Source organism: Devosia sp., from assembly GCF_035944845.1.
Taxonomy (GTDB): Bacteria; Pseudomonadota; Alphaproteobacteria; order Rhizobiales; family Devosiaceae; genus Devosia_A.
Genome location: NZ_DASZAW010000116.1, coordinates 23,279 through 38,055 on the forward strand (window position 1 = coordinate 23,279; position 14,777 = coordinate 38,055).

Annotated in this window: 14 protein-coding genes; all 14 read left to right on the forward strand. The window is 65.0% G+C overall.

Annotation, left to right across the window (positions count from 1 at the left end; genetic code table 11):
- Positions 1–27: 27 nt before the first annotated feature.
- The 14 genes from VGV07_RS23410 (at position 28) to VGV07_RS23475 (ending at position 14,593) form a co-directional block, all read left to right on the forward strand.
- Positions 28–1,056 carry a branched-chain amino acid ABC transporter permease gene (locus tag VGV07_RS23410; protein WP_326871159.1) on the forward strand — a complete coding sequence of 343 codons (1,029 nt, stop codon included), beginning with the start codon at positions 28–30 and terminating at the stop codon, positions 1,054–1,056.
- Positions 1,057–1,072: 16 nt separating this feature from the next.
- A complete protein-coding gene (locus tag VGV07_RS23415; protein ID WP_326871172.1) occupies positions 1,073–2,203 on the forward strand; it encodes a branched-chain amino acid ABC transporter permease in 1,131 nt (376 codons plus the stop codon).
- Between the two features lie 6 nt (positions 2,204–2,209).
- Positions 2,210–2,998 carry an ABC transporter ATP-binding protein gene (locus tag VGV07_RS23420; RefSeq protein ID WP_326871160.1) on the forward strand — a complete coding sequence of 263 codons (789 nt, stop codon included), beginning with the start codon at positions 2,210–2,212 and terminating at the stop codon, positions 2,996–2,998.
- 26 nt (positions 2,999–3,024) lie between these two features.
- A complete protein-coding gene (locus VGV07_RS23425; RefSeq protein ID WP_326871173.1) occupies positions 3,025–3,774 on the forward strand; it encodes an ABC transporter ATP-binding protein in 750 nt (249 codons plus the stop codon).
- Between the two features lie 439 nt (positions 3,775–4,213).
- Positions 4,214–4,708: a GAF domain-containing protein gene (locus VGV07_RS23430; RefSeq protein WP_326871161.1), complete on the forward strand. Its 495-nt coding sequence runs from the start codon at positions 4,214–4,216 to the stop codon at positions 4,706–4,708.
- Positions 4,709–4,799: 91 nt separating this feature from the next.
- Positions 4,800–5,729, forward strand: coding sequence for an ABC transporter permease (locus tag VGV07_RS23435; RefSeq protein WP_326871162.1), 930 nt, complete (start codon positions 4,800–4,802; stop codon positions 5,727–5,729).
- The gene (locus VGV07_RS23440; RefSeq protein WP_326871163.1) at positions 5,726–6,895 is read left to right on the forward strand and encodes an ABC transporter permease; all 1,170 of its coding nucleotides are present in this window, start codon (positions 5,726–5,728) and stop codon (positions 6,893–6,895) included. Before VGV07_RS23435 ends, VGV07_RS23440 begins: the two co-directional genes overlap by 4 nt.
- A complete protein-coding gene (locus VGV07_RS23445; protein ID WP_326871164.1) occupies positions 6,892–7,908 on the forward strand; it encodes an ABC transporter ATP-binding protein in 1,017 nt (338 codons plus the stop codon). The genes VGV07_RS23440 and VGV07_RS23445 overlap by 4 nt, the downstream gene beginning before the upstream one ends.
- A complete protein-coding gene (locus VGV07_RS23450; protein WP_326871165.1) occupies positions 7,905–8,906 on the forward strand; it encodes an ABC transporter ATP-binding protein in 1,002 nt (333 codons plus the stop codon). The genes VGV07_RS23445 and VGV07_RS23450 overlap by 4 nt, the downstream gene beginning before the upstream one ends.
- A gap of 58 nt (positions 8,907–8,964) precedes the next feature.
- Complete coding sequence (locus tag VGV07_RS23455) at positions 8,965–10,551, forward strand: peptide ABC transporter substrate-binding protein (RefSeq protein ID WP_326871166.1); 1,587 nt, start codon at positions 8,965–8,967, stop codon at positions 10,549–10,551.
- 334 nt (positions 10,552–10,885) lie between these two features.
- Positions 10,886–11,809, forward strand: a complete 924-nt coding sequence (locus tag VGV07_RS23460; protein WP_326871167.1) for an ABC transporter substrate-binding protein — start codon at positions 10,886–10,888, stop codon at positions 11,807–11,809.
- A 2-nt stretch (positions 11,810–11,811) separates the two neighbouring features.
- Entirely contained in the window at positions 11,812–12,798 is a 987-nt protein-coding gene (locus tag VGV07_RS23465) for an iron ABC transporter permease (RefSeq protein WP_326871168.1), read from the forward strand.
- A complete protein-coding gene (locus VGV07_RS23470; RefSeq protein ID WP_326871169.1) occupies positions 12,795–13,826 on the forward strand; it encodes an iron ABC transporter permease in 1,032 nt (343 codons plus the stop codon). The genes VGV07_RS23465 and VGV07_RS23470 overlap by 4 nt, the downstream gene beginning before the upstream one ends.
- Complete coding sequence (locus VGV07_RS23475; RefSeq protein WP_326871170.1) at positions 13,823–14,593, forward strand: ABC transporter ATP-binding protein; 771 nt, start codon at positions 13,823–13,825, stop codon at positions 14,591–14,593. Before VGV07_RS23470 ends, VGV07_RS23475 begins: the two co-directional genes overlap by 4 nt.
- Positions 14,594–14,777 lie beyond the last annotated feature (184 nt).

The window sequence follows — 14,777 nt, forward strand, 5'->3', positions numbered from 1 at the left end:
ACACTGCCTAGCCGGAGATAAGGTCCCATGGACGCCATTCTCGCCCAGCTCCTCAACGGCCTCGACAAGGGCGGCGCCTACGCGCTCATAGCGCTCGGCCTGACTCTTGTTTTCGGCACGCTGGGTGTCGTCAATTTCGCCCATGGCGCACTGTTCATGCTCGGCGCCTTCTGCGCCGTCACCTTCCGCCAGTTGATTACGCTCGAAACCGTCACGATCGATCCCGAGCAACTCTCCCCCTGGGGGGCGCCGCTGGAGATCAAGACGCCGCTGGCCCAGACCTGGTTCGGGGATTTCGGCGCAGTGATGGTCGACTATTCGGTACCGCTGTCGATCGTGCTCGCCATCCCCGTCATGCTGCTCGTCGGCATCGCCATGGAGCGGGGCATCATCAAGCGCTTCTACAAGCGCCCGCACGCCGAGCAGATCCTCGTCACCTTCGGCCTCGCCATCGTGCTGCAGGAAATCGTCAAGGCGATCTTCGGACCCAACCCATGGAGCCAGCCGATCCCGAGCAGCGTTCGCGGCGCTTTCGACCTCGGCGCCGTCATCGGCCTGGCTCCCGGCGCACTGACCTATCCGATCTGGCGCCTGATCTACTTCCTGTTCTCGATCGGGGTGATCGGCGCCGTCTTCGCCTTCCTGCGCTTCACCACCTTCGGCATGGTGGTCCGGGCCGGCATGGCCGACCGCGAGACGGTCGGGCTGCTCGGCATCAACATCGATCGCCGCTTCACCATCATGTTCGGCATCGCAGCTGTCGTCGCCGGTCTCGCCGGCGTCATGTACACGCCGCTGCTGCCGCCCAACTACCATCAGGGCATGGACTTCCTGGTGCTGAGCTTTGTGGTGGTCGTGGTCGGCGGCATGGGGTCGTTGCCCGGCGCCGTGGCGGCCGGCTTTCTGCTCGGCATCCTGCAGAGTTTCGCCTCGATGAACGAGGTCAAGCAGATCTTCCCCGGCATCGACCAGATCATCATCTATCTGATCGCCGTCGTCATCCTGCTGGTTCGCCCGCGTGGGTTGATGGGCCGGCGCGGCATGATGGAGGCGTGAGGTGGAACTCTTCCGTATGCCCCGCCGCGACCTGATCACCTTCCTGGTGTTCGCCGTCGTCGTCCTCGCCATGCCGATCTGGTTGCAGCCCTTGGGCGCAGCCTATCCGGCGCTGATGCAGAAATTCGTCATCTCCGCCGTCTTCGCCATCGGCTTCAACATCCTCTTCGGCCTTACCGGCTACCTCAGTTTCGGCCACGCCGCCTTCCTTGGCGTCGGCTCATATACCGCCGTGTGGTCGTTCAAGCTGCTCACCATGGATGCAGTGCCGGCGATCCTGTTCGCACTGCTGGTTTCGGGACTGTTCGCGCTTGCCATCGGTTGGCTCAGCCTGCGTCGCTCGGGCATCTACTTCTCCATCCTGACGCTCGCTTTCGCGCAGATGTGCTATAACCTCGCCTATTCGGTGCTGACGCCGATCACCAATGGCGAAACCTCGCTGCAGCTGACCCTGCAGGATCCCCGCATCATCGACAACGCCTTGGCAGCGCGCCCGGCCGGACTGCCTTCGGCATCACTTTTCGGCAACACCCTCAACGGGCTCCAGGGCTTCTATTTCTGCGCCGTCGTGCTGCTGATCGCCTTCTTCATCACCCAGAAGGTGTTCTCGTCGCCGTTCGGCATGATGCTGCGCGCAATCAAATCCAACCAGACCCGCATGAACTATGCCGGCTTCGACACCAAGCCCTACACGCTCGCTGCCTTCGTCATCTCCGGCATGTTTGCTGGTCTTGCCGGCGCCCTGTTTGTCATCACCGACCCGCTCGCGGGAACCGAGCGCATGCAGTGGACGGCATCGGGCGAGGTCGTGCTGATGACGATTCTGGGCGGTGTCGGCACGCTGGTCGGCCCGGTGCTGGGCGCCTGGCTCATCGAGTATTTCGAGAACATCTTCTCAGCCTTCAACGAAGGCGTCGTGCATCGCTTCTTCTCGCTCCTGCCGTCCGAGATTGCCGATCCGCTCGCTGCCATTGCCAGCAAGTTCGTCGGCGAGGGATGGCAGTTGACCCTGGGGCTGCTGTTCGTGCTCGTCGTGGTGTTCCTGCCGGGCGGCATCATGGAGGGCGTGCGCCGCATCGGCGCCCTGTTCGGCCGCCGCGGCACCCCCCCGAAGACCGGCGCCATACGCGTCCAGCCGGCGGAGTAGCATGAGATGACAACTTCCGAGCGCAATGTCGTTCTGCACGTCGACGACGTGAGCAAGAATTTCGGCGGGCTGCATGCCCTGTCCGATATCGACCTTGAGGTCGCTGAGGGCCAGACGCACGCCATCATCGGGCCGAACGGCGCCGGCAAATCCACCCTGCTCAACGTCATCATCGGCCGGCTCGCACCGACCAGCGGCGCCGTGGTGTTCGATGGCCAACTGCTGACCGGTCGAAAGCCGCACCAGATCAACCAGCTCGGGGTCGCCCGGGTTTTCCAGACGCCGGAGATCTTTCCCGAACTGACGGTGCTGCAGAACGTCATGGTGCCGGCATTCGCCAAGCGCGACGGGGCGTTCCGCATCAATGTGCTCCGCAGTGTCGATAGCGAAGCGGCGCTGCGTGACGAGGCCGAGGCGATCCTCGAGGATGTCGGCCTCGCCGATCGCCGCCTTTCCCACGCCGGCGCCCTCAGCCGGGGCGACAAGCGGCGCATGGAACTGGCCATGTGCCTGATCCAGCATCCGCGCCTGCTGCTGCTCGACGAGCCGACCGCCGGCATGTCGCGACACGACACCAATACCACCATCGAGTTGCTGAAGAAGATCAAGGCGCGTGGCATGACCAAGGTGATCATTGAACACGACATGCATGTCGTGTTTTCCTTGGCCGACAAGATCTCCGTCCTGTCGGGCGGCCGGATCATAGCCGAGGGGCTGCCAGATGAGGTGCGCGGCAACATCAAGGTGCAGGAAGCCTATCTCGGCGGCGCTCACCGGCTCGAGGCGGTGCACTGATGAGCGCGATCGCCATGGACACTGATATGCCTGCCACCGCCCGCAGCGCCGAGCGGGTCGTGCCGCACGACAGCCCGTTCTTCGCCGTCAGCGATGTGCACGCCTATTACGGTGAGAGTTACATCGTGCAGGGCGTCAGCTTCGACATCCGGCACGGCGAAATCCTGGCGCTGCTCGGCCGCAACGGCGCCGGCAAGACCTCGACGCTGCGCACCATTGCGCGCGTTGACAACCCGACGCTGCAATCGGGCGAGATCTGGCTCGACGGCCAGCCGATCCACAAGATGAAGGCGTTCGAAGCGGCCCGGGCCGGCATCCAGCTGGTGCCCGAGGACCGGCGCATCATCCAGGGGTTGACCGTCGAGGAAAACCTGACCATCGCCCAGGTCGCGCCCGGTCGCGGCTGGGAGCTCGACCGCATCTACTCGCATTTCCCCCGTCTCGCCGAACGCCGACGCCAGGAAGGCGTCACGCTCTCGGGCGGCGAGCAGCAGATGCTCGCCATCGCCCGGGCCCTGGCGCGCAACCTGAAGCTCTTGCTGCTGGACGAGCCTTATGAAGGGCTGGCCCCGGTCATCGTCGAGGAGATCGAACGCATCCTCAACGAGATCAAGGCGCTCGGCATCACCACCATCATTGTCGAGCAGAACGCCATCGCCGCCCTCCGCCTCGCCGATCGCGCCGTGATCCTCGACACTGGCGAGGTGGCCTTTACCGGGCTGGCAAGGGATGTGCTCGCCGACGAAGCGCTCCGGCGGGAATATCTCGCGATCTGAGTCCTCGCGCGTCGTCGGCGAAGCCAGGGCTTTCGCATATGGAGCACTGACAGTAGTTGGAGGGCCTTCTCCCCTTGTGGGAGAAGGTGGCCGAAGGCCGGATGAGGGGTTCTCTCCGCGTACTGGATCGCTCCTCGCTTCGCTCGGAGCGCGCTACACTTCGTTGCGCGGACCCCTCATCCGCCCTTCGGGCACCTCCGGGCGAGGGCTGCGCCCTCGTCCCGCGACCACAAGGGGAGAAGGTCACCCAACTCCTGGCGGTGCTCGATAGGCGATAGCCCAGCCGTTCCACGGGGCAGGATCACGGACTGGCCGGAGGCTCTCTCATAGGCGATGGCCCTGGTCGGAAGGTGCGCGCGCTTGCTGCATCACGCCGGTTCCCTTTCCGCCCCGAGTCTGATCTGAGACGTGCGATCACCGCCGTCTCAGGAGCCCCGCTTTGACCCAGTCGCCGCATGACGCCTTTGCCGAGGCGCTCGCCACCTATGAGACCGAGCGCGATGTTGGGCTGGCGCTGCACCGGCTGGCCGAGGCGCTGGTCGGGGTGAAGCTCTTCACCATGACCGCCGACAACCCCTCCGGCGGCTATGTCCGGCGGGTCTATTCGAGCGACGAGGCGGCTTACCCGGTGCTCGGCACCAAGCCGATCGTCTTTGACGATACCTATGAGAAGATGCGCACCGAGCGCTTCATCTACTCGGCCAATTCGGTCAAGCAGATGGAGAAGGATTTTCCGGATCTGACGCTGATCCGCTCACTCGGTTGCGGCTCGGCCATCAACATCCCGGTGGTCGCCGGCGGCGAGATGCTGGGCAGCGTCAACCTGCTCGACGTCGAGGGCGCCTATCCGGCCGAGAAGGTCGAGGCGGCGCGCGCCCTCGTGATCCCGGCTGCCGCCTGCTTCCTGATCCTGCGCAGCCGCTTTACCATCTGAGCAGTTGCGCCGGCGCCGCCAAGGTGCTGATATGTCCCGATTATAGTGGGGCTAAAGTTTTGCGAGTCCGGAGCCAAGCGGGCCCGTCCAAGTGACGGCCTATGTTGTGCAGCGCCTGTTGCTGATGCTGGTAACCCTGTTCGCCATCATCACGCTGACCTTCTTTCTCATGCATGCCGTGCCGGGAGGTCCGTTCACCTCCGAAAAGATGCTGCAGCCTGAGATCCAGGCGGCGCTCAACGCCAAGTATCACCTCGATGATCCGCTCTGGCTGCAATACCTCAACTACCTCAAGGGCGTCTTGAGCTTCGATCTCGGCCCCTCGTTCAAATATGCCGGGATGAGCGTCAACGAGATCATCGCCGAGGGCCTGCCGGTCACCATGAAGACCGGCGCCCTGGCGCTGATCTGCGTGGTGGCGCTCGGCGTGCCGCTCGGCATCGTCGCGGCGCTCAACCGCAACCGCTGGCCCGATACCCTGGTGATGGTGATCGCCACGATCGGCGTCGCCGTGCCGTCCTACGTAATCGCCACGGTGGCGCTCTATGTCTTCGCCTTGCGGCTCGGCTGGGTGCCGACCTTCGGGCTCGACGACTGGCGCGGCTATTTCCTGCCGGTGTTCGCGCTCTCCGGTTTCTGGATATCGTTCATCGCCCGGCTGGCCCGCTCGAGCCTGCTCGAGACGCTGCAGCAGGACTACATGATTACGGCCAGGGCCAAGGGGCTGAAGCGCGGCACCGTGCTCATCAAGCATGGCCTCCGCAACTCGCTGATCCCGGTGGTGACGGTGCTCGGCCCGGTGGTCGCCAACCTCCTCACCGGCTCCTTCGTCATCGAGCAGATTTTCGCGCTGCCCGGCATCGGCCGGCATTTCGTCCTGTCGATCACCAACCGCGACTATACCGCCATCATGGGCATCACCATCTTTTATGCCGCGGTGCTGATGGTGATGATCTTCATCGTCGACATGCTCTATCTCGTGCTCGACCCGCGCATCAAATACCGGGCCGACGCCAAATGACCCATATCGCTCCTCAGATGTGGGCCCCCGCGGTGCGCGACAGCGCCGCCGCCGAGGTCATCGCTGCCCCCAGCCTCACCTTCTGGCAGGACGTGCGCAAGCGCCTCTGGGCCAATAAGCCCGCCATGCTGGGGCTGGGCTTCATCATCCTCCTGGTGCTCGCCGCGATCTTCGGGCCGATGGTGTCGCGGCACACCTATTTCGAGCAGAACCTCAAGCTCTCCAACGTGCCGCCGCTGTTCCAGACCTACGAGGTGACCGACAGCGCCGGCGCGACCACGCGCTTCTTCTTCAACTCCGGCAACCTCAACCTCTACGAGGTGACGCCATCAGGCGAAGTCGCGGGGCTCCTCCGGCCGGCCAAGAAGGACCTGATCAAGAAACAGCAGCAGTTCAAGTTCGGCTACCATGAGGTGCTGCTCGATACCGCCAAACAGCAACTGAGCTTTGCCGATGGCACCGCGCTCGCCCCGACCGGCTGGCAGTGGAACATGAGCAACGTGCTCGGCACCGACCAGCTCGGCCGCGATGTGCTGGCGCGCCAGCTCTACGGCGCCCGCATCTCGCTCACCGTGGCGTTCGTTGCGACGCTGGTGAATTTTTTCATCGGGGTGTTCTACGGCGGTCTTGCCGGCTACCTTGGCGGCAAGGCCGACACCATCATGATGCGCATCGTCGAAGTGATCTCGACCATTCCGCTCACTCTCTACGTCATCCTGATCATGGTGGTGTTCAACTCCGGCTTCCTGTCGGTGGTGCTGGCCATCGGCTCGGTCTACTGGGTCGACATGGCGCGCATCGTCCGTGGCCAGATCCTCACCCTGAAGCAGCAGGATTACGTTGCCGCCGCCCGCACCATGGGTGCTTCGACGCCGCGAATTCTCATCCGGCACCTGCTGCCCAATTCGGTCGGGCCGATCCTCGTCACCCTCACCATGCTGATCCCGAGCGCCATCTTCATCGAAAGCTTCATGAGCTTTATCGGCCTCGGCGTCACCCCGCCGGAAGCCAGCTGGGGCACCCTGACCTCCGAGGCGGTGGAGACACTGCGCGCCTACCCGTACCAGCTGTTCTTCCCGGCCGCCGCCATCAGCCTCACCATGTTCGCCTTCAACTTCCTCGGCGACGGCCTGCGCGATGCGCTCGATCCGAGGCTGCGCACATGAGTACCCCGCTGCTTTCCGTCGATGACCTCTCGACCAGCTTCTTCACCTCGCGCGGTGAGGTGAAGGCGGTGCGTGGCGTCTCGTTCGAGCTCCGCGCCGGCGAAATCCTCGGCATTGTCGGCGAGTCCGGTTCTGGCAAGTCGATCACCTGCATGAGCCTGCTGGGCCTGCTGCGCAGCAGCGGCCGCGTCATCGAGGGCAGGGCGCTGTTCGAGGGCCGGGACCTCCTGACCCTCGACGAGGACGCGCTCAGCGCCTTGCGTGGCAACGACATCTCGATGATCTTCCAGGATCCGATGACCTCGCTGAATCCGACGCTCACCGTCGGCGAGCAGGTGATCGAAACCATCCTCCGGCATCGCAAGGTCAGCCGGGCGGAGGCGCGGGCCCGGGCCGTCGAGCTGTTCGAGCTGGTGCGCATCCCCTCCGCAGCAAAACGCCTGAAATCTTACCCGCACGAGTTCTCCGGCGGCATGCGGCAGCGTGTGATGATCGCCATCGCGCTCGCCTGCGACCCGAAACTCTTGATCGCCGACGAGCCGACCACCGCCCTCGACGTCACCATCCAGCGCCAGATTCTGGCGTTGCTGAAGGAATTGCAGAGCCGACTCGGCATGGCGGTGATCCTCATCACCCACGATCTCGGCGTCATCGCCGAAACCGCCGACCGGGTGCTGGTGATGTATGGCGGCATGGTGATGGAGGAGGGGCCGGTGCGACAGCTCTTCGCCAAGCCGTCGCATCCCTATACGCGCGGCCTCCTCGCCTCGATCCCGGACCTCCGCGACGATACTCACCACCGGCTGACCCCGATCCCCGGTTCGCCCCCTGACATGCTGCGTCCGCCCAAGGGGTGCCCATTCGCGCCGCGCTGTCCGCACGCCATGGCTCAGTGCAATGCCGCACTGCCGCCGCTCTACGACGCCGGCGAGGCGCATCGGGCTCGCTGTTGGCTGCACCACCCCGAAGCGCCGCGCGTCGCCGGCATCACCACCGAGCTCGTCCCCGCATGAGCGAAACTCCGCTGGTCGAACTCAAAAACCTCACCAAGCATTTCTCGCTGCCGGGCGACCTGTTCGGCCGCAACCGTCCGCTGCTCAAGGCGGTCGACGGTGTCGACCTCGAGATCCGCCGCGGCGAGACGCTCGGGCTGGTCGGCGAAAGTGGCTGCGGCAAGTCCACCCTGGCGCGCACCCTGATCCGGCTGTTCCAGCCAACTGGTGGCCAGATGCTGTTCGATGGCGCCGACATCGCCGACCTGCCCGAGCGCCAGCTGGTGCCCTATCGCCGGCGCATGCAGATGATCTTTCAGGATCCCTACGCCTCGCTCAACGGCCGCATGACGGTCCAGAGCCTTATTGCCGAGCCGCTGGAGATCGCCGGCATCGGCACCCCGGCTTCGCGGGCCCAACGGGTTGCCGAACTGCTGGCGCGGGTCGGGCTCAATGCCGACCACGCGCATCGCTTCCCGCACGAATTCTCCGGCGGCCAGCGCCAGCGCATCGGCATCGCCCGGGCCATCGCGCTGAACCCTGAACTGGTGATCTGCGACGAGCCGATTTCGGCGCTCGACGTGTCGATCCAGGCGCAGGTGGTCAACATGCTCGAGGACCTGCAGGAGGAACTCGGCCTCACCTACCTGTTCATCACCCACGACCTCTCCATGGTGCGCCACATCTCGGATCGCATCGGGGTGATGTACCTGGGCAAGATCGTCGAGCTCGCGACCAACGACACGCTCTATCGTGCGCCGGCCCACCCCTACACCCAGGCGCTGCTCGCCTCGATCCCGGTGGCCGATCCCGAAGCGCGGCGCGACGTGGCGCCGATGCGCGGCGAGATCCCGAGCCCGATCGATATCCCCTCCGGCTGCCGCTTCCGCACCCGCTGCCCCTTCGCCACCGAGCTCTGCGCCCGGGTCGAGCCGCCGCTCAGCGATGTCGGCGGCGGTCATCTCGCCGCCTGCCACCATGCGGCCGAGGTTATGGCCGGCCAGGCGGTCGCCGCCTGAACCGTTGTTTTGACTTTCAACAGGGCCGGACAACGGCCCGCAAACAGGAGAGAAATCTATGCTGAAGCGATTGCTGCCGCTCTGTGCAGCGGCTCTGCTGGCCTCGGTCGGTCCGGTCTGGGCCGCCGGCGAGCTGACCTATGTGGTCAACAACGAATCCGCCGCCTACGATCCGGGCACCACGGCCGAGACCTTCGCTACCCCGATCATCGGCAATGCCTTCGAGGGGCTGGTGAAATACGCCTCGGACGGCGCCGTGGTGCCGGCTTTGGCCGAGAGCTGGACCATCAGCGATGATGGCCTCACCTACACCTTCAAGCTGCGCGCCGACGCCAAGTGGTCGGATGGCAAGCCCGTCACCGCCGGCGATTTCGTCTATGCCTGGAAGCGCGTCCTGACCCCGGCCTCGGGCGCCAAGAACAGCCAGATGCTCTATGGCATCGTCGGCGCCGAGGAGTTCTACGCCGATCAGTCCAAGGACAATGTCGCGGTTTCGGCCACCGACGACCATACGCTGAGCTTCACCCTGAAGCAGCGCGTCCCTTACATGTTGCAGCTGCTCGGTTACTCCACGTTCTACCCGGTGCGCGAGGATATCGTTGCCGCCGATCCCGATGGCTGGACCCGCAAGCCCGACACCTATATCGGCACCGGCCCGTTCCGCGTCACCGCGATGAACTTCGGCGAGTCGATCGTCCTCGAGAAGAACCCCGAATACTACAACGCCGCCAATGTCAGCCTCGACAAGCTGACCTTCCGGCTGATCCCCGATCCGGCGACGGCGCTCGCCGCCTATGAAGCCGGCGATGTCGATGGGGTCGAGGCCGTCCCGGCGCCGGAAATCCCGCGCCTCGCTTCGGAGGAGAACAACGGCTTCCTGGTCGTCCCGGCGCTTGGCACCACCTATGCCTTCTTCAACCCGCACCAGAAGCCGCTCGACGATGTCCGCGTCCGCAAGGCGCTGTCGATGGCGATCGACCGCGAGGAGATCGTCGAGTTCGTGCTGCAGTCGGCCGATATCCCGGCCATGGCGCTGGTCCCGCCAGGCATGAACGTCGCCGGTGAGGACTTCCGCGACGGCTCCGACACCTTCGGCCTTGCACCCACCGCCGAAGTCGATGCCGCCAAGGCCCTGCTGGCCGAGGCCGGTTACCCCGATGGCGCCGGCTTCCCCGAGACGGTCTATGTCACCTACTCGTCGCCGCCGATCGAAAAGCTGCTCGAAGCCATCCAGCAGATGTGGAAGAAGAACCTCAACATCGACGTCAAGATCCAGGCGTCGGAGTGGCAGGTGTTCTATCCCGAAGTGCAGAAGGTCGAGTACCAGATCGCCCAGATGGGCTGGGGCGCCGACTACCCGCACCCGATGACCTTCCTCGATAACTTCGTCACCGGCAGCGCCAATAATCTCGCCAACTGGTCGAACGCCGACTACGACAAGCTGATCGCCGACGCCAAGGCGACCAATGACGAGAAGCAGTCGCTGAGCGACATGCGCGCCGCCGAAGCGCTGATCATGAACGACGCAGTGATCCTGCCGCAGTATCACCGCAACCAGTACATGATGATGAAGCCCTACGTGAAAGGCTTCTGGCGCTCGCCGCTGAACGTGCCGTATTTCGACGCGGTGACGATCGAGAAGTAAGTTCGATTTTGCCTGAACTGATGGACCCCGGCCTCGCGAGAGGCTGGGGTTTTGTTTGGGACACGGGGAGGCGAGCCAGCTGTGTGCGCCGGTGCTTACTCAGTGCGATAACCCCAAACTCGGTGTCATCCCTGCGAAAGCAGGGACCCAACTCGCCGCCCGCACCGGCCGATAGATGGGTCCCTGCTTTCGCAGGGATGACAGCCGGTGGGTGGAACGAGACCAAGCCTAACCAGCTTCCGGCTCGCACGACAGTCTCTCATCCCACAAAACATGATTTGACAAATCATGTTTTCGGCCGGAGAACATGCCGCCAATCAGTCTGGGGTCATAGATGTTCAACCGAGCCATTCTCGCCGCGCTTGCCGGCGCCATCATGCTGGCTGTTGCGCCCCTGGCGCAGGCCGTCGAAATCAAGCACGACCTCGGCACCACCGAGGTGCCCGATGCGCCCAAGCGCATCGTCGTGCTCGAATACAGCTTCGTCGACAGCCTTGCCGCGGTTGGCGTTGCGCCTGTGGGAATTGCCGATGACGACACGCGCGGCTCCATCGTGCCCGCCTATACCGCTGTTATCGGCGACGACTGGAAATCCGTCGGCACCCGCAAGTCGCCGAGCCTCGAGGTCATCGCCTCGCTGCAGCCCGACCTGATCATCGCCGACACCAGCCGGCACGAAGCGATCTACGGCGCGCTCAGCGAGATCGCCCCGACCATCGTCTTCGACAGCCTCACCGGCACCTACCAGGTGGCGCTCGAAGCGGCCAAGACCATTGCCCATGCTGTCGGCAAGGATGCCGAGATGGCGGCCCGGCTCGCCGAACACGAAAAGAAGATGGAGGGCTTCAAGGCCGAGATCGGCGACGTTTCCGCCTGGTCGGCGCAGTTCATCGTCGACAACGGCGAAGGCATCTTCCTCCACTCCCCGGTGAGCTACAACGGCTCACTGCTCGCCTGGTTCGGTTTCAAGAACAACATGCCGACGCCCGACGGGCACACCTACGAGGAAGCCATCGTCAAGACTTCGCTGGAGCAGCTTTCCGAGATCAACCCGCAGCTGATCCTGCGCGGCAAGTATGCCGATCCGGGCCTCACCGACAGCTGGGTCGGCCAGCCGCTTTACGACAATGTCACAGCGGTGAAGACCGGCAACGTCTTCGACGTGAACGCCCATGAGTGGTCGCGCCTGCGCGGCGTCATTGCCTCGGAAACGAGCGGCGCCAACCTCGTCGAGATCGTCAAGAACCTCAAGCAGTAAGCTTGCCTGTCGCCTACCGTTTTGCGCTTCTCGCGGCAGCAGTGCTCATCGCGGCACTGCTGTCGTTGACCATTGGGCAGCGCAGCGATGTCGGCCTAGGCAACGTGCTGCAGCTGCTGTTTATCGACGACGGCAGCCTCGCCCGCTCGGCGGTGGTCGATCTGCGCCTGCCGCGCAGCCTGATCGCTGCCCTGGTCGGCATCAATCTGGGGCTCGCGGGGCTGGCACTGCAGGCGGTGACGCGCAATCCGCTGGCCTCGGAATCGGTGCTTGGCATCAACCAGGGCGCTGCGCTGGGCGTGGCGCTGGGGTTGGTCTTCCCGGGGCTGCTGATCGGCAATCTCGACACCATGGCGATCGTCGGCGCGGTGGTGGCCGGCGCCGTCACCTTTGGCATTGCCGGCGGGTTAGGCGGTCGGCTCGACTCGATGCGGCTGATCCTCGCCGGCGTTACCGTCGGCGCCTTCAGCTTCGCCTTCGTCCGCTTCACCTTCACGCTCGAAGACAATCTCTCGCGACTCGTCCTCAGCTGGACCTCGGCCGATATCTCCGCCGCCCGCTTCGACCAAGCGCTACCATTGGTGTTCTGGGCCGCCGGCGGCCTGCTGATCAGCAGCTTCATGGCGCACAGCTTCAACATTCTGGCGCTGGGCGATGGGGCCTCGCAGGGGCTCGGGGTCGATCCGCGCCGCCTGCGCTTTATCGGCGCCATGCTCGCTGCCGTGCTCACCGGCGCGAGCGTTGCCGCGGCCGGACCGGTGATGTTCGTCGGCCTCGTCATTCCGCATCTCTGCCGTCTGTGGTTCGGCTCCAACCACCGGCTGCTGGTGCCGGCAGTGGCGCTCGGTGGGGCAGGTTTGGTGCTGTTCGCCGACGTGGTCTCCAAGCTGGTGCGCTTCCCCTATGAAACTCCGCTCGGGGTGATCTGCGCGCTGATCGGCGCGCCATACTTCCTGTTCGCGACGCTGCGCGCGCGGCACATGGCATGAGCGCCGTGACGCACACCGCCACCCCGCCTCGCACCGCGCTGCGGGGCCTCGTCCTGCTCGTGGCGCTGGTCGTGCTGGTGATTGTGGCGGCGCTCTGGAGCCTCAGCGTCGGCGCAGTGCCGATCCCGACCCAGACCATCGTCAACACCCTGTTCAACCTCGATGGCGAGCAGCAGACCTACATCATCATGAAGTCGCGCCTGCCGCGTATGGTGCTGGCGCTGCTGGCGGGCGGCGCGCTGGCGCTGTCGGGCTCGATCATCCAGGCGGTGATCCGGAACCCCCTGGCCAGCCCCAACATCATCGGCATCAACTCCGGGGCGGCCTTGTTCGCGCTGGTACTGGTATTGGTGTTCCCCGAGATCCCGCAGGTCTGGATGCCGCTCGCTGCGTGCATCGGCGGGCTCACCGCCGCCGCCTTCGTCATGGTCGTGGCGCACTATCGCAATCTCTCGGCCATCCACCTGGCGTTGATCGGCGTCGCCGTCGGCTTCGTCTTCGAGGCCGGGGTCGACTACCTGCTGATCGTCTCCAACGACAGCGAAAGTTCGGCCCCGATGATCTGGCTCACCGGCTCGCTCTGGGGGCGTACCTGGGCGCATGTGACGATCAGCTGGGTGCCGCTGGTCGTGCTGAGCGCGGTGGCGCTGCTGCTTTCCTACCGCCTCGACCTAATCGCATTGGGCGAGGCCACCGCCACCGGTCTCGGCCTCAACGTGCCGCGCCAGCGCCTGCTGTTGCTGCTGGTCGCGACGTTGTTGGCCAGCGTCTCGGTCGCGGTGGTCGGCGTCATGGGCTTTATCGGGCTGATGGCGCCGCATATCGCCCGGCGCCTCGTTGGTGGCTCGCACCGGCTGATGCTGCCGGTCGCGGCACTGGTCGGCATGCTGCTGGTGGTGCTGGCCGACGGCATCGGCCGCGCCATCGCGCCGCCGATCGAAGTCTCCGCCGGCATCATCGCCGCGCTGATTGGCGCGCCGTTCTTCATCTACATCATGCTGACCACGACTTCGGAGCAGGACTCATGAGCATCCTGGTCAAGGGCGTCACTGCCGGCTACGGCCGCGACCGCGCCATCGTCGAGAACATCGACCTGACCATCGCCACCGGCGAGGTCACCATCCTCATCGGGCCGAATGGCTGTGGCAAATCCACCCTGCTGAAGACCATCGGGCGCCTGCTGAAGCCGCGCACCGGCACCATCCATGCCGATGACCTCGACGTGCTGCGCAATCATCCCAAGCGCGTTGCGCGCACCATCGCTTATCTGCCGCAGAGCCCGGTGGTGCCGACGGCGATCACCGTCGAGCAACTGGTCGGCTACGGCCGCGCTCCGCACCAGTCGCTGCTCGGTCTCCGCTCGCCCAAGGATATCGAGCTGATCGACCAGGCCATCGCGGCCACCGGGCTCGAGGAGCTGCGCTTCAAACCGGTCGCCGAGCTCTCCGGCGGCCAACGGCAGCGGGCCTTCATCGCCATGGCGCTGGCGCAGGACACGCCCTACGTCATGCTCGACGAGCCCACCACCTACCTCGACATCAAGCACCAGGTCGAAACCCTCGACCTCGTGCGCCAGCTGCACGGGGCAGGGCGGACCAGCATCGTCGTCCTCCACGACATCGCCCAGGCCGCCCGCTATGGCGACCGCCTGGTGGTGATGCACGAGGGGCGGATCGTCGCCGAGGGCAAGCCGGCAGATGTGGTGACGCCCGGGCTGATCCGGGACGTTTATGGGCTGGATTGCGAGGTCTATGCCGATCCGGTGTCTGGGACGCCGGTGGCGACGCCGCGGTAGATCGGAACCACCTGACAGTGGAGAGGTGGCCTTCTCCCCTTGTGGGGCTGTTGCAAAATTGGGTGGTTGTGATTCCGTTGGTTTAGAGCAGCGGAGTCGAGCCTTGGCGATCAAGCGAACCGGTCAGTTGGGATTTGCCGATGCAGTGGTTGGCAAGAGCGGCAACAGCACACTGAACCGGCTC

Coding starts and splice junctions, on each gene's coding strand:
- VGV07_RS23410 (WP_326871159.1), top strand. CDS start 28: ATGGACGCCATTCTCGCCCAGCTCCTCAACGGCCTCGACAAGGGCGGC.
- VGV07_RS23415 (WP_326871172.1), top strand. CDS start 1,073: ATGCCCCGCCGCGACCTGATCACCTTCCTGGTGTTCGCCGTCGTCGTC.
- VGV07_RS23420 (WP_326871160.1), top strand. CDS start 2,210: ATGACAACTTCCGAGCGCAATGTCGTTCTGCACGTCGACGACGTGAGC.
- VGV07_RS23425 (WP_326871173.1), top strand. CDS start 3,025: ATGCCTGCCACCGCCCGCAGCGCCGAGCGGGTCGTGCCGCACGACAGC.
- VGV07_RS23440 (WP_326871163.1), top strand. CDS start 5,726: ATGACCCATATCGCTCCTCAGATGTGGGCCCCCGCGGTGCGCGACAGC.
- VGV07_RS23445 (WP_326871164.1), top strand. CDS start 6,892: ATGAGTACCCCGCTGCTTTCCGTCGATGACCTCTCGACCAGCTTCTTC.
- VGV07_RS23450 (WP_326871165.1), top strand. CDS start 7,905: ATGAGCGAAACTCCGCTGGTCGAACTCAAAAACCTCACCAAGCATTTC.
- VGV07_RS23455 (WP_326871166.1), top strand. CDS start 8,965: ATGCTGAAGCGATTGCTGCCGCTCTGTGCAGCGGCTCTGCTGGCCTCG.
- VGV07_RS23460 (WP_326871167.1), top strand. CDS start 10,886: ATGTTCAACCGAGCCATTCTCGCCGCGCTTGCCGGCGCCATCATGCTG.
- VGV07_RS23470 (WP_326871169.1), top strand. CDS start 12,795: ATGAGCGCCGTGACGCACACCGCCACCCCGCCTCGCACCGCGCTGCGG.
- VGV07_RS23475 (WP_326871170.1), top strand. CDS start 13,823: ATGAGCATCCTGGTCAAGGGCGTCACTGCCGGCTACGGCCGCGACCGC.